General features: G+C 74.7%; 31 protein-coding genes. 14 read left to right on the top strand and 17 right to left on the bottom strand.

What is annotated here, in order from left to right:
* Positions 1-83: 83 nt before the first annotated feature.
* Entirely contained in the window at positions 84-1,151 is a 1,068-nt protein-coding gene (locus BD833_RS09555) for a C40 family peptidase (protein ID WP_166532900.1), read from the top strand.
* Positions 1,152-1,163: 12 nt separating this feature from the next.
* Here BD833_RS09555 and BD833_RS09550 read toward each other — a convergent pair whose 3' ends face one another.
* Positions 1,164-1,700: a hypothetical protein gene (locus BD833_RS09550; RefSeq protein ID WP_166532899.1), complete on the bottom strand. Its 537-nt coding sequence runs from the start codon at positions 1,698-1,700 to the stop codon at positions 1,164-1,166.
* A 105-nt stretch (positions 1,701-1,805) separates the two neighbouring features.
* Here BD833_RS09550 and BD833_RS09545 point away from each other — a divergent pair, with 105 nt between their 5' ends.
* Positions 1,806-2,129 (top strand): DUF3817 domain-containing protein, encoded by a 324-nt coding sequence (locus BD833_RS09545; RefSeq protein WP_243737560.1) that lies wholly within the window; start codon positions 1,806-1,808, stop codon positions 2,127-2,129.
* A gap of 35 nt (positions 2,130-2,164) precedes the next feature.
* Positions 2,165-3,487 carry a serine hydrolase domain-containing protein gene (locus BD833_RS09540; RefSeq protein ID WP_166532897.1) on the top strand — a complete coding sequence of 441 codons (1,323 nt, stop codon included), beginning with the start codon at positions 2,165-2,167 and terminating at the stop codon, positions 3,485-3,487.
* A gap of 66 nt (positions 3,488-3,553) precedes the next feature.
* Here BD833_RS09540 and BD833_RS09535 read toward each other — a convergent pair whose 3' ends face one another.
* Both BD833_RS09535 and BD833_RS09530 read right to left on the bottom strand, forming a co-directional pair.
* Positions 3,554-4,177, bottom strand: coding sequence for a pyridoxamine 5'-phosphate oxidase family protein (locus tag BD833_RS09535; RefSeq protein ID WP_166532896.1), 624 nt, complete (start codon positions 4,175-4,177; stop codon positions 3,554-3,556).
* Positions 4,178-4,205: 28 nt separating this feature from the next.
* The gene (locus tag BD833_RS09530) at positions 4,206-4,721 is read right to left on the bottom strand and encodes a hypothetical protein (protein ID WP_166532895.1); all 516 of its coding nucleotides are present in this window, start codon (positions 4,719-4,721) and stop codon (positions 4,206-4,208) included.
* Between the two features lie 79 nt (positions 4,722-4,800).
* Here BD833_RS09530 and BD833_RS09525 point away from each other — a divergent pair, with 79 nt between their 5' ends.
* The 3 genes from BD833_RS09525 (at position 4,801) to BD833_RS09515 (ending at position 7,270) form a co-directional block, all read left to right on the top strand.
* Positions 4,801-5,052 carry a DUF3253 domain-containing protein gene (locus BD833_RS09525; RefSeq protein ID WP_166532894.1) on the top strand — a complete coding sequence of 84 codons (252 nt, stop codon included), beginning with the start codon at positions 4,801-4,803 and terminating at the stop codon, positions 5,050-5,052.
* Between the two features lie 102 nt (positions 5,053-5,154).
* Positions 5,155-6,555 (top strand): PASTA domain-containing protein, encoded by a 1,401-nt coding sequence (locus BD833_RS09520; RefSeq protein ID WP_166532893.1) that lies wholly within the window; start codon positions 5,155-5,157, stop codon positions 6,553-6,555.
* Positions 6,542-7,270 carry a hypothetical protein gene (locus tag BD833_RS09515; protein ID WP_166532892.1) on the top strand — a complete coding sequence of 243 codons (729 nt, stop codon included), beginning with the start codon at positions 6,542-6,544 and terminating at the stop codon, positions 7,268-7,270. Before BD833_RS09520 ends, BD833_RS09515 begins: the two co-directional genes overlap by 14 nt.
* On the opposite strand, the gene BD833_RS09510 is transcribed toward BD833_RS09515, so the two are convergent.
* Positions 7,267-7,749 carry an Lrp/AsnC family transcriptional regulator gene (locus BD833_RS09510; protein WP_166532891.1) on the bottom strand — a complete coding sequence of 161 codons (483 nt, stop codon included), beginning with the start codon at positions 7,747-7,749 and terminating at the stop codon, positions 7,267-7,269. The genes BD833_RS09515 and BD833_RS09510 overlap by 4 nt on opposite strands.
* Before the next feature lie 215 nt (positions 7,750-7,964).
* Between BD833_RS09510 and pdhA the strand changes: the two genes are divergently transcribed.
* The 6 genes from pdhA to BD833_RS09480 all read left to right on the top strand — a co-directional run bounded on the left by pdhA (position 7,965) and on the right by BD833_RS09480 (position 12,881).
* On the top strand, positions 7,965-9,104 hold the full coding sequence (gene pdhA / locus BD833_RS09505) for a pyruvate dehydrogenase (acetyl-transferring) E1 component subunit alpha (RefSeq protein ID WP_166532890.1): 1,140 nt from the start codon (positions 7,965-7,967) through the stop codon (positions 9,102-9,104).
* Positions 9,101-10,081, top strand: coding sequence for an alpha-ketoacid dehydrogenase subunit beta (locus tag BD833_RS09500; protein ID WP_166532889.1), 981 nt, complete (start codon positions 9,101-9,103; stop codon positions 10,079-10,081). The genes pdhA and BD833_RS09500 overlap by 4 nt, the downstream gene beginning before the upstream one ends.
* Before the next feature lie 3 nt (positions 10,082-10,084).
* A complete protein-coding gene (locus BD833_RS09495) occupies positions 10,085-11,578 on the top strand; it encodes a dihydrolipoamide acetyltransferase family protein (protein WP_166532888.1) in 1,494 nt (497 codons plus the stop codon).
* A gap of 25 nt (positions 11,579-11,603) precedes the next feature.
* Complete coding sequence (locus BD833_RS09490) at positions 11,604-11,969, top strand: hypothetical protein (RefSeq protein ID WP_166532887.1); 366 nt, start codon at positions 11,604-11,606, stop codon at positions 11,967-11,969.
* Between the two features lie 82 nt (positions 11,970-12,051).
* The gene (locus BD833_RS09485; RefSeq protein ID WP_166532886.1) at positions 12,052-12,513 is read left to right on the top strand and encodes an SRPBCC family protein; all 462 of its coding nucleotides are present in this window, start codon (positions 12,052-12,054) and stop codon (positions 12,511-12,513) included.
* Positions 12,514-12,731: 218 nt separating this feature from the next.
* Positions 12,732-12,881 carry a hypothetical protein gene (locus BD833_RS09480; protein WP_166532885.1) on the top strand — a complete coding sequence of 50 codons (150 nt, stop codon included), beginning with the start codon at positions 12,732-12,734 and terminating at the stop codon, positions 12,879-12,881.
* 111 nt (positions 12,882-12,992) lie between these two features.
* Here the strand turns inward: BD833_RS09480 and BD833_RS09475 are convergent, their stop codons facing one another.
* The 3 genes from BD833_RS09475 to BD833_RS09465 form a co-directional block, all read right to left on the bottom strand.
* On the bottom strand, positions 12,993-13,829 hold the full coding sequence (locus tag BD833_RS09475; protein ID WP_166532884.1) for a tyrosine-protein phosphatase: 837 nt from the start codon (positions 13,827-13,829) through the stop codon (positions 12,993-12,995).
* The gene (locus BD833_RS09470; protein ID WP_166532883.1) at positions 13,826-14,758 is read right to left on the bottom strand and encodes a 3-methyladenine DNA glycosylase; all 933 of its coding nucleotides are present in this window, start codon (positions 14,756-14,758) and stop codon (positions 13,826-13,828) included. The genes BD833_RS09475 and BD833_RS09470 overlap by 4 nt, the downstream gene beginning before the upstream one ends.
* A gap of 107 nt (positions 14,759-14,865) precedes the next feature.
* A complete protein-coding gene (locus BD833_RS09465) occupies positions 14,866-15,621 on the bottom strand; it encodes a 3-hydroxybutyrate dehydrogenase (RefSeq protein WP_166532882.1) in 756 nt (251 codons plus the stop codon).
* Positions 15,622-15,768: 147 nt separating this feature from the next.
* Here BD833_RS09465 and BD833_RS09460 point away from each other — a divergent pair, with 147 nt between their 5' ends.
* Entirely contained in the window at positions 15,769-17,010 is a 1,242-nt protein-coding gene (locus BD833_RS09460) for an ABC transporter substrate-binding protein (protein ID WP_166532881.1), read from the top strand.
* Between the two features lie 68 nt (positions 17,011-17,078).
* Here the strand turns inward: BD833_RS09460 and BD833_RS09455 are convergent, their stop codons facing one another.
* The 10 genes from BD833_RS09455 to BD833_RS09410 all read right to left on the bottom strand — a co-directional run bounded on the left by BD833_RS09455 (position 17,079) and on the right by BD833_RS09410 (position 23,015).
* A complete protein-coding gene (locus BD833_RS09455; RefSeq protein ID WP_166532880.1) occupies positions 17,079-17,234 on the bottom strand; it encodes a hypothetical protein in 156 nt (51 codons plus the stop codon).
* Positions 17,231-17,482: a hypothetical protein gene (locus BD833_RS09450; protein WP_166532879.1), complete on the bottom strand. Its 252-nt coding sequence runs from the start codon at positions 17,480-17,482 to the stop codon at positions 17,231-17,233. Before BD833_RS09450 ends, BD833_RS09455 begins: the two co-directional genes overlap by 4 nt.
* A 206-nt stretch (positions 17,483-17,688) precedes the next feature.
* On the bottom strand, positions 17,689-19,533 hold the full coding sequence (locus tag BD833_RS09445) for an acyl-CoA dehydrogenase (RefSeq protein ID WP_166532878.1): 1,845 nt from the start codon (positions 19,531-19,533) through the stop codon (positions 17,689-17,691).
* 173 nt (positions 19,534-19,706) lie between these two features.
* Entirely contained in the window at positions 19,707-20,072 is a 366-nt protein-coding gene (locus BD833_RS09440) for a lipopolysaccharide assembly protein LapA domain-containing protein (RefSeq protein WP_243737559.1), read from the bottom strand.
* On the bottom strand, positions 20,069-20,239 hold the full coding sequence (locus tag BD833_RS09435; RefSeq protein WP_166532877.1) for a hypothetical protein: 171 nt from the start codon (positions 20,237-20,239) through the stop codon (positions 20,069-20,071). The genes BD833_RS09440 and BD833_RS09435 overlap by 4 nt, the downstream gene beginning before the upstream one ends.
* 136 nt (positions 20,240-20,375) lie before the next feature.
* Positions 20,376-20,801, bottom strand: a complete 426-nt coding sequence (locus tag BD833_RS09430; protein ID WP_166532876.1) for a hypothetical protein — start codon at positions 20,799-20,801, stop codon at positions 20,376-20,378.
* 15 nt (positions 20,802-20,816) lie between these two features.
* Entirely contained in the window at positions 20,817-21,443 is a 627-nt protein-coding gene (locus BD833_RS09425; protein WP_166532875.1) for a TetR/AcrR family transcriptional regulator, read from the bottom strand.
* A gap of 185 nt (positions 21,444-21,628) precedes the next feature.
* On the bottom strand, positions 21,629-21,778 hold the full coding sequence (locus BD833_RS09420; protein ID WP_166532874.1) for a hypothetical protein: 150 nt from the start codon (positions 21,776-21,778) through the stop codon (positions 21,629-21,631).
* Positions 21,779-21,866: 88 nt separating this feature from the next.
* Positions 21,867-22,022, bottom strand: coding sequence for a hypothetical protein (locus BD833_RS09415; RefSeq protein WP_166532873.1), 156 nt, complete (start codon positions 22,020-22,022; stop codon positions 21,867-21,869).
* Positions 22,023-22,088: 66 nt separating this feature from the next.
* Positions 22,089-23,015, bottom strand: a complete 927-nt coding sequence (locus tag BD833_RS09410) for a ribokinase (protein ID WP_166532872.1) — start codon at positions 23,013-23,015, stop codon at positions 22,089-22,091.
* A gap of 107 nt (positions 23,016-23,122) precedes the next feature.
* On the opposite strand from BD833_RS09410, the gene BD833_RS09405 reads away from it, so the two are divergent.
* Positions 23,123-23,464 carry a DUF3140 domain-containing protein gene (locus BD833_RS09405; protein WP_166532871.1) on the top strand — a complete coding sequence of 114 codons (342 nt, stop codon included), beginning with the start codon at positions 23,123-23,125 and terminating at the stop codon, positions 23,462-23,464.
* Positions 23,465-23,471 lie beyond the last annotated feature (7 nt).

Here is a 23,471-nt window from a genome sequence, read left to right as displayed (position 1 = left end):
GTCACTGCCGAGTGACGCCAGGCGCCGTCGAACCGCCCGCCGATCGAGACGGCACCAGCACCAGATCGGAGAGCCGCCGCACCATGGCGACCCCCCTGCGCCCCTCCGCCCGCCGCACCCGCCGGGCCGGCCTGGCCCTCGTCGGCACCGTCGGCATCCTGCTCGCCGCGGTCCCCGCCTCCGCCGAGCCCGGTGCGCCGGCCACCTCGGCCGAGGCCGCGCAGCTCGTCGCCGAACGCGGCCACCAGCTCGAGGTCGTGACCGAGCAGTTCAACGAGGCGCGGGACGCGCTCGCCACCCAGCAGGCCGCCGCCACCGCCGCCGCTGCCGAGCTCGAGAAGGCCACCGCCGCGCTGGCCCAGGCGCAGGAGTCGGTGCGCGGCATCGCCCGCAGCGCCTACACCGGCGACAGCGTCGGCGGCTTCCACGCCCTCCTGACCAGCGGCTCCGCGGAGGAGTTCGTCACCCGCGTCGCCACGCTGGAGACCATCGCCGGGCACCAGGCCGTCGTCCTCGACCAGGCCGCGCAGGCCGGCGTCGCCGCCGCGCAGGCCCAGGCCACCGCCCAGCAGGCCGCGACCGACGCCCAGGCGACCTTCGACCGGGTCTCCGGCCAGCAGGCCGAGCTCGAGCAGCAGATCGCCGACTACCGCGCGCAGTACGACCGGCTCAGCGCCGAGGAGCGCCAGGCCGTGCTCGCCTCCCACGGCGCGCCCGAGGAGAGCGCCGAGCCCGAGCGCGCCAGCCGGGACGAGCGGGAGGCCCCCGCGGCCGCCGGGCCCGTCGTCGCCGACAGCGCGGCCGCGCAGACCGCCGTCGACATCGCCATGGCCCAGCGCGGCAAGCCCTACGTGTGGGCCGCCTCGGGCCCCGGATCCTTCGACTGCTCCGGCCTGGTCCAGTTCGCCTACCGGGCCGCCGGGCTCAGCCTGCCGCACTCCAGCCGCAGCCAGTCCTCGATGGGCACGCAGGTGTCCCGGGGCGAAGCGCGCGCCGGTGACCTGGTCGCCTTCTACAGCCCGGTCAGCCACATCGGGATCTACCTGGGCAACGGGCAGATGGTGCACGCGCCGACGTCCGGCGACGTGGTGAAGGTGGCCAGCGTCGACAGCATGGGCGCGACGCCGAAGTTCAACCGCATCGCCGGCTGACGCCCGGCCGGGTCACGGCCGCTGCACCTGCTGGAGCAACCCCCAGACGAACAGCGCGCGCACGTCGCCGGGCAGGTGGACCGCCCAGCGGGTCACCACCCCCGGGTCGACGCCCCGGGCTCCCGGCAGGCCGACGACGTCGTCGAGGACGTGCTCCCAGACCAGCAGCCGCCCCGCCGACGCGGCCGGCACCGGCGACCCGGGCGCCCGCACCAGGTGCTCGTTGAGCACCGTGCCGCCGGGACCGCTGAGCACCTCCCACCACAGGTGCGGCCACAGCGGCAGCGGCCAGCGGCGGACCTGCACGTCCAGGTCGCCGAAGCGCCGGTCCTCCAGCTCCTCCGGCGGCCCGAGGACGGCGCTGCGCAACGCCAGCCCGCGCGGCGCCCGGGGGGAGTGCTGCAGCGCCTGCCACCGGGTGTGCGCGGCGTGCGCCTCCGCGCGGGTCGCCCCCAGCCGGGGCAGCGCCGCCGCGGTCAGGTCGGGGCGGACGTCGGCCATGCGGCGCAGCAGGACCAGGCAGAACTCCCGCCGGGCCAGTCCGCGCACCCTCCCGACCCTGCCACTGCAGCGGAGGTCACAAGCCGGGCGGGGACCTGGCGGGCGGCCCGATCGTCGAAGATGGGGAGACCGCACCCGACCCGAGGACGTCCGTTGAACCCGCGCACCGTGTCCACCGCCTTCCGCGTCGTCGCCGTCGCCGAGGCGCTGTCCTGGCTCGGCCTCCTGGCCGGGATGTTCGTGAAGCGGGTCCTCGACTCCTCCGAGCTCGGTGTCCAGGTGTTCGGGCCGATCCACGGCGGCGTCTTCGTGCTCTACGTCGTGGTCGCCCTGGCCGCCGCCCGGACGCTGCGCTGGTCACGGGGCACCACGCTGCTGGCGCTCGCCGCCTCGATCCCGCCGCTGGCCACGATCTGGTTCGAGCGGCGGGCCACCCGCAGCGGTGAGCTGCCCGCCCGCGGGGCGCTGACCGCCTGAGCCACGGGCGGGTCCGGGTCGCTACGGTCGCCGGCATGCCCGAACCCGTCCTGCCCAGCACCGCCCGCCTGCTGCTCGCCCGCACCGCGCGCGTCCAGCGCGACGGCCGCGCCCCCAGCCTGGTCGCCGGCGTGGTGCGCGACGGCGGCCTGGCCTGGTCCACCGGCCGGGGCGAGGTCCCCGGGCCGCACGCCGACGTCCAGTACCGGCTGGGGTCGATCAGCAAGACCGTGACGGCGGTCGTGGTGATGCGGCTGCGCGACGAGGGGCGGCTGCACCTCGACGACCCGCTGGACCGCCACCTGCCCGGCACCCCGCTCGGCGATCGGACGATCGGCCAGCTGCTGTCCCACCTGGCCGGCGCGTCGGCGGAGAGCCCCGGCGGCTGGTGGGAGCGCACGCCGGGCGGCTCGCTGCCCGACCTCGGGCTCGCGGACACCGACGTCGTCCTGGGCGCGGCCCGCCGCTTCCACTACTCCAACCTCGGCTTCGGCCTGCTCGGCGAGCTGGTCGCCCGCCAGCGCGGGAGCTCCTGGGAGGAGGCGGTGACCGCCGAGGTGCTCGCCCCGCTGGGCATGGCCCGCACCACGCCCCGCCCGTCGGGGACGGCGGCCGCGGGGCTCGCGGTGCACCCGTGGGCCGACGTCGTCCTCCCCGAGCCCGAGCACCACGCCGGTGTGATGGCCGCCGCCGGGCAGCTGTGGGCGACGCTGACCGACCTGGGCCGGTTCGCCGCCTTCCTGCTCGGGGACACCGCCGGCGTGCTCGACCCGGCGACGCTGGAGGAGATGACCGTGCCGGCCGGCGTGGACTCCTCCGCGCCCGGGTGGTCGGCCTACGGGCTGGGCGTGCAGGTGCTGCGGGTCGAGGGCCGGACGCTGGTGGGCCACGGCGGCTCCATGCCCGGCTTCCTCGCCGGGGTCTTCGTCGACCGGGAGGAGCAGACCGGCGCCGTCTCGCTGGCCAACACCACCAGCGGGCTGGACCCGCTGGTCTTCGGCCTCCTGGCCGACCTGCGGGGCGCCGAGCCGCGCGTCGTCGAGCCGTGGTCGCCCTCGCCGTCGCCGGTTCCGCTGGAGAGCCTGGGCGTGTGGTTCTGGGGGCCGGCGCCGTACGTGCTGCGCTCGGTGGCCGGTGGCCTGCTGCACCTCGGCCCGCTGCCCGGCCGCAGCGGTCGGGCCAGCCGGTTCACCCGCCGCGACGACGGCACCTGGCTGGGGCTGGACGGCTACTTCGCCGGGGAGACCCTGCGCCTCGCCGCCGACCACCTGGACCTGGACACGTTCGTGTTCACCCGCACGCCCTACGACCCGCAGGCGCCCGTGCCGGGCGGGGTGGACGAGGGCGGCTGGCGCTGACCCGGGCATAGGAAGCTTTACCTACGGTTCGGGGCCCGAATCCGTAGGTAAAGCTTCCTATGCCTGTCAGGGGGTCGGGTAGAGGCCGGCCGAGTAGGAGGCGCCGGCGTAGTAGCGCTCCAGCGCCTCCAACGGCTCGTCCTTCCGCTCCAGCGCGTGCGCGATCCGCGCCCGGGTCGGGACCGCCTCGGGCCGCCAGCTGGCGGGGTCCCAGAGCTGCGACCGCAGGAATGCCTTGCCGCAGTGGTGGAAGACCTGCTCGACGTCGACCACGACGGCCAGGACGGGGCGGTGGCCCTTGACGACCATGCGGTCCAGCAGCGCCGGGTCGGTGACCAGGCGGGCGCGGCCGTTGATCCGCAGGGTGTCGGTGCGGCCGGGCAGCAGGTAGATCAGCCCGACGTGCGGGTTGGCCAGGATGTTGCGGTAGCCGTCGGCCCTGCGGTTGCCGGCCCGCTCGGGCAGCGCGATGGTGCGGTCGTCCAGGACGAGGGTGAACCCGGGCGGGTCACCCTTCGGTGAGACGTCGCAGCTGCCGTCGGCGGCGCTGGTCGCGACCAGGCAGAACGGCGAGGCGGCCAGCCACTCCCGGTCCAGGTCGGCCAGCGCCGTCCGCTCCTTGGCCAGGGCCGCCGGGGCCGGGTCGCCGAGCAGCTCGCGGAGCTGGTCCTCGCTGGTGATCTCGTGCACGCGGGCAGTCTGCCCGGTCCGGCGGCGCTCAGGGGCGGTCGAAGGCGTCGATGGTGTTCTTCACGACGACGCCGTAGGCCAGGTGCGGCACCAGGTCGCTGAGCCAGTCGGCCGCCGACCAGGTGCGCGGATCGGTGACGCCGAGCGCGGTCATCGGCCCGTTCGCCGCGACCATCGCGCCCAGCCCGGTCAGCAGGATCCCGACCGGCTTCGCCGAGAGCAGGCCCGACGCCCGGGCCAGCCCGCCGACCACGCCCACCCCGACGCCGGCCACCAGCCCGGTCAGCGGGCCGAGGCCCTCGACGCGGTTCCGGCGCGTCGCGTCGTCCCCGGGGATGGGCAGGTGCGCGGAGTCGGCGAGCCGCTCCACCGTCCGCTCGGGGGTGGAGCTGGCGCCCCGGCCGCGCACCACCATGTCCAGGTACGTGACGGCGTTGAGCGCCGTGGTCCCGGCCGCACCCGCGGCCGCCCCGCGCAGTGCCCACCCCAGGGTGCTGATCCCGCGCTTGCCCTTGCCGGCCACGCCGAGCCTCGTCCGCTTCATCCTCCGGCGGTACCCGGGACCGGCCCGGCGGCACACGCCACCGCTGGCGTGCCCGGCGCCGTCCGGGCACGCTGCGCGGGTGGACGACGTCGCCGCCGCGCTGGAGCGCACCATCGGCGAGCTGCTCGCCGGCCGCCGTCCCGAGGCCTCGATCTGCCCCTCCGAGGCCGCCCGCGCCGTCGATCCGGCCGGCTGGCGGGAGCTGATGCCCGAGGCGCGCGCCGCCGCCGGCCGGCTGGCGGACGCGGGGGTGGTGGAGGTGACCCAGGGCGGCGAGGTGGTGGACGTCGGGACCGCCCGGGGCCCGGTGCGGATCCGCCGGCCCCGCTAGGTGGTGCCGGCCGCCCGGTCCACCAGCGGGGCGCAGGTGCTCGGGACGTAGGTCGGTGTCGGACTCGACCGGAGTCCCGAACACTTCCGGGTGGGGGATGCCATGAAGAGCGGATCCATCGGCGCCGGGGCCTGGGTGACTGCAGCCGTCCTCATGGCCCTTGCCCCCGGGGCGGCGGTCCCCGGGTGGGCTGCTGCCACGTCCGGGGTGGCCGCGCCCCTGCTCGCGCCGGCCGATCCCGACCCGAACGACCCCGACCCGAACGACCCCGACCCGAACGACCCCGACCCGAACGACCCCGACCCGGCCGACTCCGACCCCGACCCCGCGGAGCCGACCGCGGACGAGCCGGACGACGAGGTCGAGGTCGAGGAAGGCGCTGGGCAGGAGGGCGGGGAGCCGGCCGGGCCGACGCTCGACGTCACCCCTCCGTGGACGGTGGCCGGATCGACCGTCGTGCTCTCCGGCGGCTGCAGTCCGGGCACCAGGGAGGCGGAGCTGGACCTTCCCCCGGGGTGGCAGGCGGAAGGCGCGACGGTGCAGACGCAGGCGGAGTCCGCGTCCGCTCGCCTCCCGGTGCCGCCCGACGCATCCGGGGGCACCTACACGGTGACGCTGACGTGCGACGGGATCACGGTGAGCACGGACCTGGAGGTCCTCGCCGCCCCCGACCTCCGGCTCGACCCCGTCTCGGGATCGCCCGGCTCCGAGGGCGTGGCGACGGGCACCTGCCTCGGCACCTTCGACGGGAGGCGGGTGGAGGTCTACTTCGCCGACGAGGAGGCCCCCCTCGGCGCGGGCGCGCTGGACCGGTCCGGTCTGTTCGTGGCCACGTTCGTGGTGCCGGAGACGGCGGCCCTGGGTCCGCAGGTCCTCAGGACGTCGTGCGATGGTCGGTCGACCTTCACGGTGCGGCAGGCGGCGCTGACGCCTGGTGGCCCGTCGACGGGAGACCCCGTGGTCCCGGGTGGGCCGACGTCCGGCCGACCGGCCCCCCCGGGCGAGGAGGTTCCGCCGGGCGGTACCTCCGACGAGGAGCGCGTCGTCGTCCCCGATCTCCGTGGGCTCACCGAGGACGAGGCGGCTGCCGCGCTCACCGGGACCGCGTTGCGGCTGGCGAATCCGTCGAGCGCGGAGGGGACCGTGGTGCAGCAGGACCCGCTCCCCGGGACGGAGGTGCCCGCGGACAGCCCGGTGGCGGTCGTGCTGGCAGCCGCCGTGGTGGCCGAACCCCAGGCGGCCTCCTCCTCGCTCAGCCCGGTGGCCGTGGGCGCTCCGCTGGCCGTGCTGGTGGTGGGCGGCGCGGCGGCGGCGGTCGCGCGTCTCCGGCGGCGGTGGCGGGAACGGCGATGGGTCGATCAGCAGGTCGCCGTGCTGTTCGGCGACCCGACGCCCACGTACGGCAGCTTCCCGGACGCGACCGCGCCCGGCTTCGGCGTCCGCCTCGAGGTCCGTCGGGACCCCGCGGCCCGGCTCCAGGAGGTCCGGCATGGCGACGGTTGAGCTGACGTGTCCCACGACGCTGTGGGATCTCGCCCGCGGGGAGGCGGACCGCGACGCGGTCGTCGCCACGATGGAGCACCGGCTGCCGCCGGACGGGCTGGCGGCGCCGGCCATGCCCCGTCGCTACCGTCTCACCGCCGCGACGCTCCGGCTGCTGGACAGCCGCATCCTCCGGGCCGCCCTCGAGATCCTCGACCTGGACGTCGCCGCACCCGTCCTCCGAGGGCTGACCGGCTATCAACGGGTGGCCGACGCGGCGCGCGAGACCGGTCCCCCGACCGGGAGCGGTGAAGTCACCGCTGTGCTCCTCCAGCCCCATCCGTTGCCGTGGACGGAAGAGTTCGAGGTGGGACTGCACGTGGAGGGACACCGTGTCGCCACGTTCGCGTTCCGGCTGGAGGTCGTGGTGGAGGTCGGGGAGACCGCGGTCGTGGTCCGGGGCGGCGCGATCGACCGGGTGACGTGCGAGGCGGCCTCGGTGACGGCGTCGCTGACCTTCGTGGGCTGGCCGGAACCGCTGTGGGCGCCGGAGCCGAGGACCGTCCCGATGAGCCTCGTGGTCCGTCCGCCGCTGCCGGTCCCGGTCCGGCGGTCGGGGGTGGCGCCGGCCGTCCCCGAACCGCGCGGCACGGCCGACAGCCGGCCGGCGTCCGTCACGGACGACGGGCGCCGCCTCGAGCACCCGGGCGGAGCCGGGGACCGGGCGAGGGGCTAGCGGCGGACGTCGTCCCCCGCTGTCCGCGCCAGCAGCGGGCGGGTACGCCGCTCCACGAAGCGGCGCATGGCCAGGGCGGTGTCCACCCGCTGCACGCCGGGGATGGCGAGGACGGCCTCGGTGATCCGCCAGAGGTGGTCGGCGTCGGTGGCCACCACGTGGACCAGGAGGTCGGTGGCCCCGGACAGGCCGGTGACCTCCAGGACCTCCGGGAGGTCGGCCAGCGCGTCGCTGACCTCGCCGAGCCCGCGCTGGGCCACCTGCACCGACATGTAGGCGCCGAGGCGGTAGCCGAGCGCCTCGGGGCGGACCCGCTGGTCCAGGGGTGCCAGGACCCCGTTGCCCTCCAGCCGCGTCAGGCGGGCCTGCACCGTGCCACGGGCGAGGCCGAGCCGCTGCGACAGCGCCATCACGCTCGCGCGGGGGTCCTCGGTCAGGGCGAGCAGGAGCCGGGCGTCGGTGGCGTCGAGCTCGGGCACGTTGGGCAGTCTGGCAGCTCCAGGCCCACCGCGTACAGCTATCTGCACAGCGTGGACTTCCGGCCCTGAGCAGATCGTGGCCCGACGGGGCTGGTCACCGGCCCGTCCGGCGTGCCAGGATGGTTGTGAGCGCCGCCACACCCGGCGGCGCCCACGTCCAGCCCCACCGATCCGGCGGTGACCCCGCGGCGGTGGCCGACGGCGAGGAGCGCCCCGTGACAGCGTTGCCCGAGACCAGGGAGATGGTCGACCCGGTACCGGGGGCCGGAGCGCCCCACCTGCCGCAGCGCACGCAGCTGGTCCAGCTGCTCACCCCCGAGGGCGACCGGGTCGAGCACCCGGAGTACTCGCTGGAGATCTCCGACGAGGAGCTGCGCGGGCTGTACCGCGACCTCGCCCTGGTCCGGCGCTGGGACGTCGAGGCCACCGCCCTGCAGCGCCAGGGCGAGCTGGGCATCTGGGCCTCGCTGCTGGGCCAGGAGGCCGCGCAGATCGGCGCCGGGCGCGCGATGGCCGAGACCGACATGGCCTTCCCGACGTACCGGGAGCACGGCGTCGCCTGGGCCCGAGGCGTCGACCCGCTGCACGTGATCAGCCTGTTCCGGGGCGTGGACAACGGCGGCTGGGACCCGGTGGCCCGGGGCTTCAACCTCTACACCGTGGTCATCGGCGCGCAGACCCTGCACGCCACCGGCTACGCCATGGGCGTCCAGCGCGACGGCGCCGAGCAGGCGGTGCTCGCCTTCCTCGGCGACGGCGCCACCAGCCAGGGCGAGGTCAACGAGGCGATGATCTGGGCGGCCAGCTTCTCCGCGCCCGTGGTCTTCTTCTGCCAGAACAACCAGTACGCGATCAGCGTCCCCCTGGAGCGCCAGTCGCGGGTGCCGCTGTACCAGCGGGCAGCCGGCTTCGGCTTCCCCGGCGTCCGGGTCGACGGCAACGACGTCCTCGCCGTCCTGGCAGTGACGCGGCAGGCCCTGCAGGCCGCCCGCGAGGGCCAGGGCCCGACGTTCATCGAGGCGTTCACCTACCGCATGGGCGCGCACACCACCTCCGACGACCCCACCCGCTACCGGCTGGCCAGCGAGCTGGAGGAGTGGAAGCTGCGGGATCCGATCGCCCGGCTCAAGGCCCACCTGTCGCGCAGCTCGATCGCCGACGCCGCGTTCTTCGACTCGGTCGAGGCCGAGGCCGACGAGCTGGCCGCCCGCATCCGCAGCGGCACGCTGGAGATGCCCGATCCGACCCCGACGTCGATGTTCGACTCCGTCTACGCCGAGCAGACCCCGCAGCTGGCGCAGCAGCGGGCCGACTTCGTCGCCTACCGGGCATCGTTCGAGGAGGACGGCGAGTGACCGCCCAGACGCTCACCATCGGCAAGGCGCTCAACCTGGGCCTGCGCAAGGCCATGGAGGACGACGCGAAGGTCGTCCTCATGGGCGAGGACATCGGCAAGCTGGGCGGGGTCTTCCGGATCACCGACGGCCTGCAGAAGGACTTCGGCGAGGCCCGCGTCGTCGACACTCCCCTCGCCGAGGCCGGCATCCTCGGCACCGCTGTGGGCCTGGCCATGCGCGGCTACCGGCCGGTCTGCGAGATCCAGTTCGACGGCTTCGTGTTCCCGGCCTACAACCAGATCGTCACCCAGGTCGCCAAGATGCACGCCCGGTCCCGCGGCACGCTGCCGATGCCGATCGTCATCCGCATCCCCTTCGGCGGCGGCATCGGCGCGGTCGAGCACCACAGCGAGAGCCCGGAGGCCTACTTCGCACACACGGCCGGGCTCAAGGTGGTCGCCGTCAGCAACCCGGTCGACGCCTACTGGGGCATCCAGCAGGCGATCGCCGCTCCCGACCCGATCGTCTTCCTCGAGCCCAAGCGCCGGTACTGGGAGAAGGCCGAGGTCGACGTCGACGCCACCCCCGACCCGCTGTTCGCCTCCCGGGTGGTCCGCGGCGGCGACGACGTCACCGTGCTCGCCTACGGCCCGATGGTGAAGACGGCCCTGCAGGCCGCCGAGGCCGCGGCGGAGGAGGGGCGGTCGGTGGAGGTCGTCGACCTGCGCACCGTCTCGCCGCTGGACCTCGACCCCGTGTACGAGTCGGTGCGGCGCACCGGCCGGTGCGTCGTGGTGCACGAGGCCCCGGTGACCCTCGGCCTCGGTGCCGAGATCGCCGCCCGGGTGACCGAGACCTGCTTCCACTCCCTGGAGGCGCCGGTGCTGCGGGTCGGGGGCTACGACACCCCCTACCCGCCGTCGAAGCTGGAGGAGGAGTACCTCCCCGACCTCGACCGGGTGCTGGACGCCGTCGACCGCGCGATGGAGTTCTGACCGATGCCGACCCTGCGCCAGTTCAAGCTCCCCGACGTCGGTGAGGGCCTCACCGAGGGCGAGATCCTGCAGTGGCTGGTCGCCGTCGGCGACACGGTCACGGTCAACCAGCCGCTGTGCGAGGTGGAGACGGCCAAGGCCGCCGTCGAGCTGCCCTCGCCGTTCGCGGGCACGGTGACCGAGCTGCTCTTCGAGGCCGGGACGATGGTCGACGTCGGCACGCCGATCATCACCATCGACACCGACGCCGGAGGCGCCGGAGGCAGCGCGCCGGCCGCGGACGCCGAGCCGGCGGAGGCCGCCGACGGCGAACCCGCCGCCGGCCTGATCGGCGGCTCCGCCCCGGGCGGGCGGACCGCGGTGCTCGTCGGCTACGGCCCGCGCACCACCGAGGCGCGCCGCCGGCCGCGGCGCTCGGGCAGCGCCGCCGCCGCCCGGGCCACCGCGCTGCCCGGGGCCGACTACGGCTCCGGTGGCACCGACCAGCCGCCGCTGCTGGCCACCGCGCCGGACATGCGCAGCAAGCCGGTGCGCCACGGCGGGCTCGAGGTCGGCCGGCAGGCCGAGGCGGCCGCCCTCCGGGACGACGCCGCGCCCGCACGGGGCGTCGCGCCCGGCCGTCGCGGCCCGCGCCCGCTGGCCAAGCCGCCGGTGCGCAAGTACGCCAAGGACCTCGGGGTCGACCTCACCACGCTGACCGGCTCGGGCACCGACGGCTGCATCACCCGGGCCGACGTCGACGCCGCCGTCGCCGCCCGCACCGCCGCCCCGGCGCAGCCGGCCGCCCCGGCCGGCGCCGGCACGGAGCAGCGGATCCCGGTCAAGGGAGTGCGCAAGGCGACCGCGGCCGCCATGGTGGCCAGCGCCTTCACCGCGCCGCACGTGACGGAGTTCCTCACCGTCGACGTCACCCGCATGATGAAGCTGCGGGCCCGGCTGGCCGCCCGGCCCGAGCTCGCCGGCGTGAAGGTCAGCCCGCTGCTGTTCGTGGCGAAGGCCGTGCTGCTGGCCGCTGCGCGGCACCCGATGGTGAACAGTTCCTGGGACGAGGCGGCGCAGGAGATCGTCGTCCACGGGCAGGTGAACCTCGGCATCGCCGCGGCCACCCCGCGGGGGCTCGTCGTGCCCAACGTCAAGGACGCCGGCCGGCTCTCGCTGGCCGAGCTCGCGGGCGCGCTGGCCGAGCTCACCGAGACCGCGCGCGCCGGGCGCACCTCGCCCGCCGACATGACCGGCGGCACGCTGACGATCACCAACGTCGGGGTGTTCGGGGTGGACACCGGGACGCCGATCCTCAACCCGGGGGAGTCGGCGATCCTCGCCTTCGGCGCCGTCCGGGAGATGCCGTGGGTGCACAAGGGGAAGGTGCGGGTGCGGCAGGTGACCCAGCTCGCGCTCTCCTTCGACCACCGGATCATCGACGGCGAGCTGGGCAGCCGGTTCCTCGCCGACGTCGGCGCGCTGCTGCACGACCCGGGGAGCGCCCTGGCGTTCTGACCGGACGCCCGGGAAGCTGACCGCCGTGGAACCGCGCCGGCTCGCCCTGTACGCGCTGCTCGCCTTCGTCGTGCTCACCGGCGCCTCGATCGTGGTCAGCGGCTCCCGCTCGGGCGCCGACCAGGGTGCGGAGCCGTGGCTCCTCCAGGTCGTGGGCTACCTGTTCGCCCTCGCCGCGGGCGTGCGGCTGGCCGCGCACGGCCGGGACGGCGAGCGCTGGACCGGCTTCGTCGTCCTCGGCGCCCTCGTGGTGCTGGTGCTCGTCGACGCCGTCACCTGGGACGACGGCGGGGCGAACATCGGGCTGGGCCTGCTCCGGGTCGTGTGCCTCGCCGTGCTCGCGGGCGCGGCGCTCCAGCTCGTCACGCGACCGCGGCCGGTGCGGCGCTGACCTGCGGCTACCGAGGTGTCGCGCGCGCCCGTCGCGGGTAGGTGGTGCGCGACCGAACGAGCGAGACCGAGGAGCTGAGATCGTGGCCAGCGTGCAGGAGTCCGTCGACGTCGACGTCCCGATCCGGGTCGCCTACGACCAGTGGACGCAGTTCGAGAGCTTTCCCCAGTTCATGGGCGGGGTCGAGAAGATCACCCAGATCGACGCGACCCACACCCACTGGGTCACCAGCATCGACGGGGTGAAGCGGGAGTTCGACGCCGAGATCACCGAGCAGCACCCCGAGGAGCGGGTGGCCTGGACCAGCACGAGCGGCGAGGCCAAGCACGCCGGTGTGGTCACCTTCCACCGGCTCGACGACGCCAAGACCCGCGTGATGATCCAGATCGACTGGGAGCCCGAGGGCCTGGTCGAGAAGGCCGGCGCGGCGCTCGGCGTCGACGACCGCCAGGTCAAGGCCGACGCCAAGAAGTTCAAGGAGTTCATCGAGAGCCGGGGCACCGAGACCGGTGCCTGGCGCGGGGACGTGCAGCGTCCCAGCTAGGCCTCCGCAGCCGATGACGGCGCTCGTCCTCTCCGGGGGGCGGGCGCCGTCGTCGTTCCCGGGGTGGCGCGCCGGTGCCGGCGTGACGACTCTCACCCGAACGGATGAGGAACCTTCGGCAATGCCTCAGGTTGACCGACGTTTCGTCGGATTAGAGTGGTGTACGCCTGCGTTACTACGGCTGTAGGCGATCAACTCCGACGAAAGAGGCACCAACGATGAGCAGCGTGACGACCAGCTGGCGGCAGCGTCGGCAGGTGGCGCGTACCCGCCGGGCGCTCGACCGCGCCCTGGCGCGCAGCAGCAGCCCGGCCATGCGGGACGAGCTCCTGACGATTGCGAACGGCAGCGCCTTCCTGGGCCGCTGACCTCCGGCCGCCCCGTGCGGTCCGCGACTCCCGACCCCGGTCTCTGCCGAGACCGGGGTCGTCCACGTTCGGCACCTGCGCCGCGGGGGTACCGCGGCCGGGCGTCGGTCCTCAGTCGCGCAGGCGGGCGCGCAGCGCCGCCTGCTCCTCGGCCCCGAAACCGTGCGTCGTCAGCCAGCCGGCCGGGCCACCGAAGCGCTCGTCCAGCAGCGACAGGACCCGCTCCATGGTCTCCGCCCGCGGGGTGTGGCTGGCCACGTCGCGGGTCTCCATGTCCTCGGCGTAGGTCGGGGATGCGGCCAGCTTGGCGACCAGTGCGTCGATGATCTCGGCCGTGAGCGCGTAGTCGGCGACGATCTCCTCGTTCGGGACGCCGGCGACGGCCAGCGCGAGGGCGCAGACCACGCCGGTGCGGTCCTTGCCCGCGGCGCAGTGGACCACCGAGGCGCCGTCCCCGGCCTCGGTGAGCGCCCGCAGCGCCGCGACGACGTTCTCTCCCCGCTGGCCGAGGTAGCCGAGGTAGGAGCGCACCGCCGGCGGCTCGCCCTCGTCGTGCGCGGCCACCTGGCGCGGCAGCAGCGACTCGGCCCACCCGGCGGCCGGGAGCTCGACCTGCGGGTCGTCCTCCTCCACCGCGAACACGTCGGTGTGGTGGCCGCGCTCGGGGAGCAGGGTGAAGTGCCGGTGGACGACGTCCGGCAGGCCCCGCAGCGGACCGCGGCCCTCCAGCAGGATCTCCGCCGTGGTGCGCAGGTCGATGACCTGGCGCAGGCCGATCTCGTCGACCAGCCGCGCGATGTCCGCGTCGCTGAGCGTCTGCAGGTTGTCGCTGCGCAGGATCCGTCCCGGCAGCGTGCGCCCGCCGTCGGTCGTGGGGAGGCCGCCGAGGTCGCGGGTGTTCGTGGTGCCGTCCAGGCGGATCCAGCGGTCGGTGCTCGTCGCGGTCACGGCTCCGACCGTACGGCCTGGGGCACCTCCGTCGACGCGCCGGCCGGGCCCAGCAGCTGGTCGCAGAGCTCCACGAGCCGCTGCCGGAGACCGGCGCCGCGCTGGGCGAACCCGCGCTGGGCCGCCACGTACTCGGCCTTCCCCTCGGGGGTCTCGATGGGGACGGCGGGGTAGCCGTGGCCGGCGAGGTCGTACGGGGAGGCGCGCATGTCCAGCGCGCGGATGTCCACCGCCAGCTCGAAGCAGTCCGCCACGAGGTCACCGGGCGTTGCGGGGGCGAGCTTGTAGGCCCACTTGTAGAGGTCCATCCCGGCGTGCAGGCAGCCCGGCTGCTCCAGCTCGTGCTGGTTCTCGCGGGTCGGCCGCAGCCGGTTGCGGGGCGCGGCCTCCGGCGTGAAGAAGCGGAACGCGTCGATGTGGCTGCAGCGGATGGGGTGCGCCTCGACGACGGCGTCGGTGCCCTCCGGGCCCAGCCGCAGCGGCAGCGCGTGCCGGGTCGCGCGGTCGCGGTAGACCATCGCCCACTCGTGCAGCCCGAAGCAGCCGGTGAACGCGGGCCGGGAGGCGGTCGCCACGAGCAGCCGGCGGACGAACCGGACGGTGTCGGTCCGCCCGGTCAGGAAGGCTGCGGTGTCCAGTCGGACGACGCCCTGCCCGTCGACGGCGTACCAGCGCCGGCCGGCGTGCGGTGCCGGCTCGCCGGCCGCGGGTGCCAGGGCCACTCCGGGGCCGGGGTGCCAGCGGCGCAGCCGGCCGGGCGTCTCGGAGTAGTAGGTGAAGAGGAAGTCCAGGACCGGGTGCGGCTGCCCACGGCGGCGGCGCTCCCGGTGCGGCGCGACCCACCGGTCGACGCGGGCCTCGTGGGCGGCGGCCCGTGCCCTCCACTCGTCGGCCGCGAGCAGCCGTCCGGAAGCTGGGGCCGGGTGCACGGGGCCAGGGTATGCGGCCGGGCCGCGCCGACCGGGCGGGCCGGTGCGCAGCCGGCGCGGGGAGCTCCACCGGTGGCGGCTCCGGCCGCCCGCGCCCGGGGGAGGGGTCAGTGCGCGCTCCACCCGCCGTCCATGACCAGGGACGTGCCGGTGACCGACGTCGCGGCGGGCGAGCACAGCCAGGCCACCGCGTCGGCTACCTCGGCCGGCTCGATGAGCCGCTTGAGGGCCGCAGGCGCCAGCATGACCCGCTCCACGACCTCGTCCTCCGACATGCCGTGGGCCCGGGCCTGGTCGGCGATCTGCCCCTCCACCAGCGGGGTGCGCACGTAGGCGGGGTTCACGCAGTTCGACGTGACGCCGCGACCGGCCGCCTCCAAGGCGACGACCTTGGACAGGCCCTCGAGGCCGTGCTTGGCCGTCACGTACGCCGACTTGTACGGCGAGGCGCGCAGGCCGTGCACCGAGCTGATGTTGACCACGCGGCCCCAGCCCTGGTCGTACATGTGCGGCAGCGCGCCACGGATCAGCCGGAAGGGCGCCTCCAGCATGAGCCGCAGGATGTAGGAGAACCGGTCGACCGGGAACTCGTGCAGCGGGGCGACGTGCTGCAGCCCGGCGTTGTTGACCAGGACGTCCACGGCGAGGTCCAGGCTGTCCACCGCGGCGAGGTCGGAGAGGTCGACCGTCACCGCCGTGCCGCCCACCTCCTCGGCCACCACCCGCGCGGCCCCGGCGTCCCGGTCGACGATCACGACCGCGGCACCATCGGCGGCCAGCCGGACGGCGCAGGCCCGCCCGATGCCCGACGCCCCACCGGTGACGAGTGCCCGACGTCCGGCGAGGGGACCGTTGACCGCCATGGTCGGGATGGTAGAGCGCGACCGGGAGACCTGCCCCACGTCCGCCGGCGGGTCGGGATCGGGACGACGGTGTGGCCCTTGACACATCCGGCACCATGCTGACTGTGCGCTTAGTCACCGCACGCGACGACCGCCCGAGGGAGCACCATGACGATCAGCACGCGATCCGGTACCGCCACCCTGCTGGCTGCCGCGGTGGTCGTCGCCGCGGGGGGTTGCAGCACCAAGGCCCCCGGCGGAGACTCCGGCGCGGCCGGGGGCGGGGGTGGTGACGTCGCCACCGACATCGGCGTCGACGGCGAAACCATCACCCTGGGCGTGCTCACCGACCTGACCGGGGTGTTCGCCGCCTCTGGCAACGACCAGACCAACGGCCACACCATGTTCTGGAAGACCAACCAGGTCTGCGACACCTACGACGTCGAGCTGGAGGTCCAGGACACCGGCTACGTCCCGCAGCAGGGCGTCCAGCTCTACAGCGCCATGGAGGGCGACGTCCTGGCGATGCAGCAGACGATCGGGTCGCCGATCAACACCGCCCTGGCCCCGGACTACGAGGCCGACTCGATCGTGAACATCCCCTCGGCGTGGGCCGAGACCCTCACCCAGATCCCCGGCACCGGCGTCCCGGGCGCGACCTACCAGGTCGAGCTCTCGAACGGCTACGACTACATGTTCGACCAGGGGCTGCTGCAGGAGGGCGACACCGTCGGCCACATCTACTTCGAGGGCGAGTTCGGATCGAGCGGCCTGGCCGGCACCGAGGCGGTGGCGGCGAAGAAGGACCTCGAGGTCATCCCGGCGCAGATCAAGGCGACCGACCAGGACATGAGTGCCCAGATCACCCAGTTCAAGGCGGCCGGGGTCGACCTGATCGCGCTCACCGTGGCCCCGGGCCAGCTGGCGTCCGCCGCGGTCGCGATGGAGGCGCAGGGCCTGGACGTGCCGATCCTCGGCAGCAACCCGGTGTTCGCCCCCGGCCTGCTGGACGGCCCGGCGGCGGAGAAGATCAAGCAGGACCTGTACTTCGCCACGCCGGTCTCCGCGTTCGACCAGCACCCCGAGCTGCTGGAGCAGTACGCGGCGGACTACGAGGGGACGTCGCCCAGCCTCCAGGTGCTCGTGGGCTACGGCATGGCTGCGATCATGAAGCAGGTGCTCGACCAGGCCTGCGAGAACGGTGACCTCACCCGCGAGGGCGTGCTGAGCGCGTTCGACGAGCTCGAGGAGGTCGACAGCGGCGGCGTCGTCGTCCCGATCCGCGGCTTCGAGCTGGGCACGTCGCCCAGCCTGGAGAGCTTCATCCTCCAGCCGGCCGACGTGCCCGGCGGTGCGAAGGTCCTGCAGGAGGCCTTCGAGGGCGAGTTCGCGGCCGACATCGCCGGCTGACCCAGCCGCACGGGCACGACGGCGCCCCCTCCCGTGCGGGAGGGGGCGCCGTCGTGCCTGCGAGCGGGCTAGTCGGACTCGTTGCCGGGGCGGGCCACCGAGTCCTCCCGCTGGGCGTCCTCGTCGGTGGTCAGGGCCACGTCGTCGTCGCGGCGCTCCTCGGTGCTGCCGTCGCCGGTCGTGTCGGGGGACTCGCGGTAGCCGGTCGGCTGGGACTCGCTCATCGCCCGTCGTCCCCGGACCGGTCGGTGGGGGAGTCGACCTCGCCGGAGGCCCCGGCGCGGGTGGCGCGGGCGATGTCGCCGTCGGCGCGCGCCGGGAGGTCGTCGCCCTGCGCGTCGTCCCGCGCGATGGCCTCGTCGGCGGTCAGGGGGACGTCGTCGAAGGACGAGCCCAGGTCGCTGTTGGCGCCGGTTCCCGACGCGGTCGGGATGTCCTGCTGGATGCGGTCACTGCCCTGCGGATCGGTCATGCCGGCCTCCTGTCCGTCGGCTGTCCTCCCGGCCATGCCCGTACCGCCGCCCCCGAAACGGCCGAGGGCCGCCTCCCCGGCGGGAGGCGGCCCTCGGTGGACCGGTCGCGGGGCCCGGAGGGTCCCCGGCCGGGACACGGGCAGCGGCTCCGTGCCGGTCGGGGACGGCTCCTGGCCGCGGTGTCGTCCGGAGGACGACGATCCATTCAGAAGCAGGCCTCGTCGATCTCCATGAGCGCGTTGTCGGTGTTCTCGACGATGAACCGCTCGGAGGTCAGCCGCGGGAGCACCTGGGTCGCGAAGAACCGGGTGGCGGCCAGCTTGCCCTCGTAGAAGAGCCGGTCCCGCTCGCTCACCTCGCCGGCGAGCGCGCCCAGGGCCACCTCCGCCTGGCGGACGAGCAGCCAGCCGGTGATCAGGTCGCCCGCGGCCAGGAGCAGCCGGGAGGTGCTCTGCGCGACCTTGTAGAGCGAGGTCATGTCGTCCTGGGCCTCGGTCAGGTGGCCGAACATCGCGGTGAGCATGCCCTGCACGTCGGACAGTGCGGTGCCGAGCAGCGCCCGCTCCTCCTTGAGCCGGCCGTCGCCCGCCGCGCCGTCCACCGTGGCCTGGATCTGCCCGGCGAGCCAGGTCAGCGCGACCCCGCCGTCCTTGACGATCTTCCGGAAGAAGAAGTCCTGGCCCTGGATCGCCGTGGTGCCCTCGTAGAGGGTGTCGATCTTGGAGTCGCGGATGTACTGCTCGATCGGGTAGTCCTGCAGGAAGCCCGAGCCGCCGAGCGTCTGCAGCGACTCCTGGGTGAGCAGCTGGGTGGCGCGCTCGGAGCCGAAGCCCTTCACGATCGGCAGCAGCAGGTCGTTGACCTTGGCGGCCAGGACGGCCGGCTCGCTGTCCGCGGTGCCCTCCGCCTCGGCGGCGGTGATCTGGTCGCGGAAGCTGGCCGCGTACAGGTACAGCGCCCGCATCCCCTCGGCGTAGGACTTCTGGAGCATCAGCGAGCGGCGCACGTCGGGGTGGTGGGTGATGGTGACCCGCGGGGCGTCCTTCGACGTCGCGGTGAGGTCGGCGCCCTGGACGCGGGTCTTCGCGTAGTCGAGGGCCACCTGGTAGCCGGCCGACAGCGTGGCGATGGCCTTGGCGCCGACGAACATGCGCGCGTGCTCGATGACCTTGAACATCTGGGCGATGCCGTCGTGCACCTCGCCGACCAGCCAGCCCTGGGCCGGGACGGGCCCGTCGCCGAAGGTGAGCTCGCAGGTGGTGGAGACCTTGAGCCCCATCTTCTTCTCGACGTTGGTGACGTAGGCGCCGTTGCGCTCGCCCAGCTCACCCGTCTCCAGGTCCACGTGGAACTTGGGGACGACGAACAGCGACAGCCCCTTGGTGCCGGCCTTCGCGCCCTCGGGGCGGGCCAGGACCAGGTGGACGATGTTGTCCGAGAGGTCGTGCTCGGCGGAGGTGATGAACCGCTTCACGCCGGTGATGTGCCACGAGCCGTCGGGCTGCTGCACGGCCTTGGTCGTGCCCGCCCCGACGTCGGAGCCGGCGTCGGGCTCGGTGAGCACCATGGTGGCGCCCCACTTGTGCTCCAGCATCAGCTCGGCCAGGCGCTTCTGGTCCGGCGTGCCCAGCTCGTCGAGGATCGCGGCGAACGCGGCGCCCGAGCCGTACATGAAGACCGCCGGGTTGGCGCCCAGGATCATCTCGAAGGCGGCCCAGGTCAGGACGTGCGGTGCGCCGAAGCCGCCGAGGTGTTCGGGCAGGTCGAGGCGGTACCACTCGCCGTCCTCCACCGCCTTGACCGACTTCTTGAACGACTCGGGCAGCGTCACCGAGTGCGTGGCGGGGTCGAAGACCGGGGGGTTGCGGTCGGCGTCGGTGAAGGAGGCCGCGATCGGGCCCTCGGCCAGCCGCCGGATCTCGGTCAGCACACCGCGCGCCGTCTCGGCGTCCATCTGCTCGAACGGGCCGGTGCCGAAGCGCTCCCGGGTGTCGAGGAACTCGAAGAGGTTGAACTCGAGGTCCCGCAGGTTGGCGGTGTAGTGGCTCATGCGCTGTGGGCTCCGTTGCTCCGTACCAGTGGTCCGGCGAGCTGCCTACTCGCCGGTAACAAACGTTATTACTGGTCGGTAGAACGGAGCAAGCTCTTGAGCCGGCACCCTCCGCGGGGTGAGCCGGGACGCCCGGCCGGGCCGCCGCGGGGCGCGGGCCGGCCGGGCGGTGGTCAGCGGCGGCGGCGCCGGGCCCGCGTGACCAGGCCGGCCAGCCACACCAGTAGCCCGCCGAGGGCCGCCGCGATGAGGAGGGCGAGGACCAGCGGGGCCTCGACGTCGGTGAAGACCAGGCTGATCTGCACCGTCTGGCCGTTGAACACGACGAACAGCACCAGCAGGACGGTGACGAAGATCAGCAGCGCGAGCGCCAGCGTCCGGCCGATCGCCCGTCCGGCATGCCGTTCGCGGGGTGGCTCCGGGGGTGCGGCGGCGGGCTCCGGCTCCGGCTCAGCCGCAGGGCGCGTGGGCTCGCCGAGGCCGACGTCCAGCGGGTCCCGCGCCGGTTCGCCGGTGGTCCGGCCGTCGGGGCTGCTCACTTCGCGTCCGGCTCGGTGTCGGCCGGCGGGTAGGCCGGGCCGGCGATGCCGTCGGCCGGGCCCTCGGTGGCGCCGAGGGAGTCGCGGTCCTCCCCGGGGGCCTTCTGGGCGCCCAGCGGCTGGGCCTCGCGGTCGGAGCCTGCGTCGTTTCCGTCGGGCATGGTCATCGCGACATTGTCGCCCTCCGGGCTCCACCGCGGCCAGTTGCCGTGCCCCGGCTGCGCGGAGCCGCCGCCCGTGTCCCGGTCGGGGAGCCTCCGGCCCCCGCGACCGGTCCACCTCGACGGATGCGGCCCGGCGGTCTCAGTCGGCGAGCGCGGGGCCCGCCTCGTGGGCGGGGTGGCCCTGGGTGCGTTCGCGCTGCTTCATGCGCGCCTCGAACACGTGCCGGTCGCCGCCGGCCAGCTCGTCGCGGGCGCGCTGGTCGTAGGCGCGGAACGTCCCCCAGTAGTTCTCGTCGAAGTCCTCGACGATCTGGAAGGTCCAGCGGTCGGCGATGACGTTGCGCCCGACGAGGTCCCGTCGCAGGTCCGCGGCCAGGCCGCCGGCCCCCGCCGCGTCGAACAACTCGACCGACTCCTGCAGCAGCCGGTCGGCCTTGCCGGTGAGCTGGTGGAACGCGTAGAGGAAGCCGCGGGCCTGGTCGACGGTCTCCAGGGCCTCGGAGAGCTTCCCCAGCGCCTCCACGGTGGCGTCGTCGAGGTCGGGTCGGGTGCGGTCGTCGCTCACCCGCCCATCCTGCGGTCAGCCGCGGGCGACCGCGATCTCGATCAGCCGCTCGGCGAGCTGCCGGCCGTGCGCGGCGGGGCCGTCGGGACCGAGCAGGCCGCCGGACAGGTACATCCCGTCGATGATGAGGTGGATCTGGGCCGCCAGGTCGTCGCCGTTGCCGGGCACGATCTCGTCGGCCAGCCGCTCGAGCCGGGTGTGCAGCTCGAACTTGTAGTCGGCCGCGGCGCTGCGCGCCGGGTGCTGGGGGTCGTCGTACTCGCTGCTCACGTTGGTGAACGGGCAGCCGCGGAAGCCGGTGCGGGTGACGTCCCGCTCGACGGCGTCGACGACCGACAGCAGCGCGGCGCGCGGATCGCCCTGGAGCCGGTCCAGCTCGGCGTCGATGAAGGCCAGCACCGTGGCGGCCTTGCGGGCCAGGTAGGCCCCGACGAGGTCGTCCTTGCTCTTGAACAGCCGGTAGACCGTCATCTTGCCCAGGCCGGTCTCGCGCACCAGCTCGTCCATGCCGACGCTGCGCGAGCTGCGGCTGGAGAACAGGCGGTCGGCGGTGTCCAGGACGATCGCCTGCCGCTCGGCGCGGCTGCGGCGGACCGGTGCCGAGAGGTCGTCGGCGGCGAGAGGCAGAGCGGCGGCGGTCACGTCAGCGATGGTGCACGAGGTCGTGACGGAGCAGTTCGCGGCACGCCGCTCTGGTCGCTCTGGGTGACGAGGGGCAGCCGGGCAGGCCGTGGCGCGGGGGAACGATGGGAACGCTGTGGCGACGCACCGTCACCGTCGGTGCCCGACCAGGCCTCCTGCGGGCCGCGCGGGGTGGCGGTCCCCCGTCAGTCCCGGCGGGTGCGCCGCGGATTGGCCAGCAGCCGCGCGACCGCCCGGCTCGCGCTCTCCGCCGGAGAGCTGTCGCGGACTCCGCCGGACGACCCGTCGGTGCCCTGGTGCTGGCTGGCGCGGTGCGGCTGCACGGTCTCCTCCATGGAACCGACCCTGCCCGGAGGTCGCACCGTGAAACCGCCGCGCGGCGTCCGGGCGTGAGACCTCGCTCACGGACCCGGCCGCCGTCGATCAGACGTCGGGGGTGTCGGCGCCGCCGTCGGCGGTGTCCGAGCGGCCCTCGGCCGGCTCCTCCGGGTGCGGCGTGCGGCCACCCGATTCCTCGGCCGAGTCCCGGCCGCCCTCGGCCGGCTCCTCCGGGTGGGGCGTGCGCTGCGGTTCGCTCATCTCGGCTCCTCCTCGGTGATCCTGGCAGGGAGCCTGTGCCCGGTCCTCCGCCCGGTGAACCGCAGGTCAGCCCACCGGGACGGCGGTGGGGACGCGGGACATCCCGGTCCGGACGGCGTCGTCGTCCGGCAGGGCGCCGCGGGCGCCCGGTCCGGTCGTGGAGAGCGCGGCGGCCGCGACGGCGTACCGGACGGCGCCGGCCTGGCCGGCCCCGGCGGCCAGCGCCTGCGCCAGCGCCCCGCAGAAGCAGTCGCCCGCCCCGGTCGTGTCGACGGCGGTGACCGGAGGTGGCTCCTGGAGCAGCGCCGGGCCGCCGTCCCTGGGCACGAGCAGCGCTCCACGCCCCCCGAGGGTGACGACGACGGAGCCGGGCGTGACCGCTCGGGCCAGCGCCACCAGCTCGGCCGCCGAGCGGTCGGCCGGCTGCGCGCCGGCGAGCTGGACCAGCTCGTGCTCGTTGGGCACCAGGAGGCCGACCCGGTCGAGCAGGTCGGCCGGGAGCGGCTGCGGCGGCGCGGGGGTGAGGACCACGGTGCCCGTCGCGCGCTCCGCCGCCGCCCGGACCGTGGCCAGCGGCACCTCCAGCTGCAGCCACAGCACGCGGGCGTCCCGCACGGACGGGACGTCGACGTCGGCCGGCGCCAGCCGCGCGTTCGCGCCGGGGACCACGACGATCAGGTTCTCCCCGGTGCCGTCCTCCACCGGGATCGTGGCGGAGCCCGTGGGCACGCCCGCGGTGCGCAGCACGCGGCCGACGTTCACCCTGGACGCGGCCAGCGCGGCCAGCTGGCGGGCGCCCGCCGGGTCGTCCCCGACCCGGCCGACCATGTGCACGCCCGGACCCAGCAGCCCCGCGGCCGCGGCCTGGTTCGCCCCCTTGCCGCCGGGTGCCAGCGTGGCGGTGCGGGCGATGACGGTCTGCCCGCGCCCGGGCAGCCGGTCGACGGCGACGAGCACGTCCTCGTTCAGGCTGCCGACGACGGTGACGGACACGCGGACCTCCGGGGGTGCGGGGCGGGGCGGGGCACCAGCAGTACCAGACGCCGGTTTCCGCCTGCCCGTGCCGCGGTACGGGGGGACGACGAGCGACTGGAGGACCGATGACCGACGAGGACCCCGACGACGTCCGCCGCGACTTCGGCGAGGCGGTGAACATGACCGCGGGCGAGCTGGAGGAGTGGCTGGGGACCGAGGAGTCACAGGCCGTCGGTCAGAAGGACGGCGGCGACGAGTCCACCGGCCACGCCTCGGGTCGCCGGATCGTGGAGCTGCTGCGCACGAAGAAGGACGACCTGACCGCCGAAGACCTGGCCCACATGCGGAAGGTGCACGGCTACGTGGCGCGGCACCTGGCACAGCAACCGGCGAAGGAGGACGTCGAGACCTCCCGCTGGCGGTACTCCCTGATGAACTGGGGGCACGATCCGCTCAAGAAGGGCTAGGTCCCGG

The organism is Blastococcus xanthinilyticus (assembly GCF_008124835.1).
Lineage (GTDB): Bacteria > Actinomycetota > Actinomycetes > Mycobacteriales > Geodermatophilaceae > Blastococcus > Blastococcus xanthinilyticus.
The sequence above is the reverse complement of the archived record's forward strand: the minus strand, read 5'-3'. Positions and strand labels throughout refer to the sequence as shown.

Coding starts and splice junctions, on each gene's coding strand:
- BD833_RS09405 (WP_166532871.1), top strand. CDS start 23,123: ATGACCGACGAGGACCCCGACGACGTCCGCCGCGACTTCGGCGAGGCG.
- BD833_RS09515 (WP_166532892.1), top strand. CDS start 6,542: ATGGCGACGGTTGAGCTGACGTGTCCCACGACGCTGTGGGATCTCGCC.
- BD833_RS09420 (WP_166532874.1), bottom strand. CDS start 21,778: ATGGAGGAGACCGTGCAGCCGCACCGCGCCAGCCAGCACCAGGGCACC.
- BD833_RS09540 (WP_166532897.1), top strand. CDS start 2,165: ATGCCCGAACCCGTCCTGCCCAGCACCGCCCGCCTGCTGCTCGCCCGC.
- BD833_RS09450 (WP_166532879.1), bottom strand. CDS start 17,482: ATGACCGATCCGCAGGGCAGTGACCGCATCCAGCAGGACATCCCGACC.
- BD833_RS09555 (WP_166532900.1), top strand. CDS start 84: ATGGCGACCCCCCTGCGCCCCTCCGCCCGCCGCACCCGCCGGGCCGGC.
- BD833_RS09460 (WP_166532881.1), top strand. CDS start 15,769: ATGACGATCAGCACGCGATCCGGTACCGCCACCCTGCTGGCTGCCGCG.
- BD833_RS09530 (WP_166532895.1), bottom strand. CDS start 4,721: ATGAAGCGGACGAGGCTCGGCGTGGCCGGCAAGGGCAAGCGCGGGATC.
- BD833_RS09465 (WP_166532882.1), bottom strand. CDS start 15,621: ATGGCGGTCAACGGTCCCCTCGCCGGACGTCGGGCACTCGTCACCGGT.
- BD833_RS09480 (WP_166532885.1), top strand. CDS start 12,732: ATGAGCAGCGTGACGACCAGCTGGCGGCAGCGTCGGCAGGTGGCGCGT.
- BD833_RS09520 (WP_166532893.1), top strand. CDS start 5,155: ATGAAGAGCGGATCCATCGGCGCCGGGGCCTGGGTGACTGCAGCCGTC.
- BD833_RS09435 (WP_166532877.1), bottom strand. CDS start 20,239: ATGACCATGCCCGACGGAAACGACGCAGGCTCCGACCGCGAGGCCCAG.
- BD833_RS09445 (WP_166532878.1), bottom strand. CDS start 19,533: ATGAGCCACTACACCGCCAACCTGCGGGACCTCGAGTTCAACCTCTTC.
- BD833_RS09455 (WP_166532880.1), bottom strand. CDS start 17,234: ATGAGCGAGTCCCAGCCGACCGGCTACCGCGAGTCCCCCGACACGACC.
- BD833_RS09495 (WP_166532888.1), top strand. CDS start 10,085: ATGCCGACCCTGCGCCAGTTCAAGCTCCCCGACGTCGGTGAGGGCCTC.
- BD833_RS09415 (WP_166532873.1), bottom strand. CDS start 22,022: ATGAGCGAACCGCAGCGCACGCCCCACCCGGAGGAGCCGGCCGAGGGC.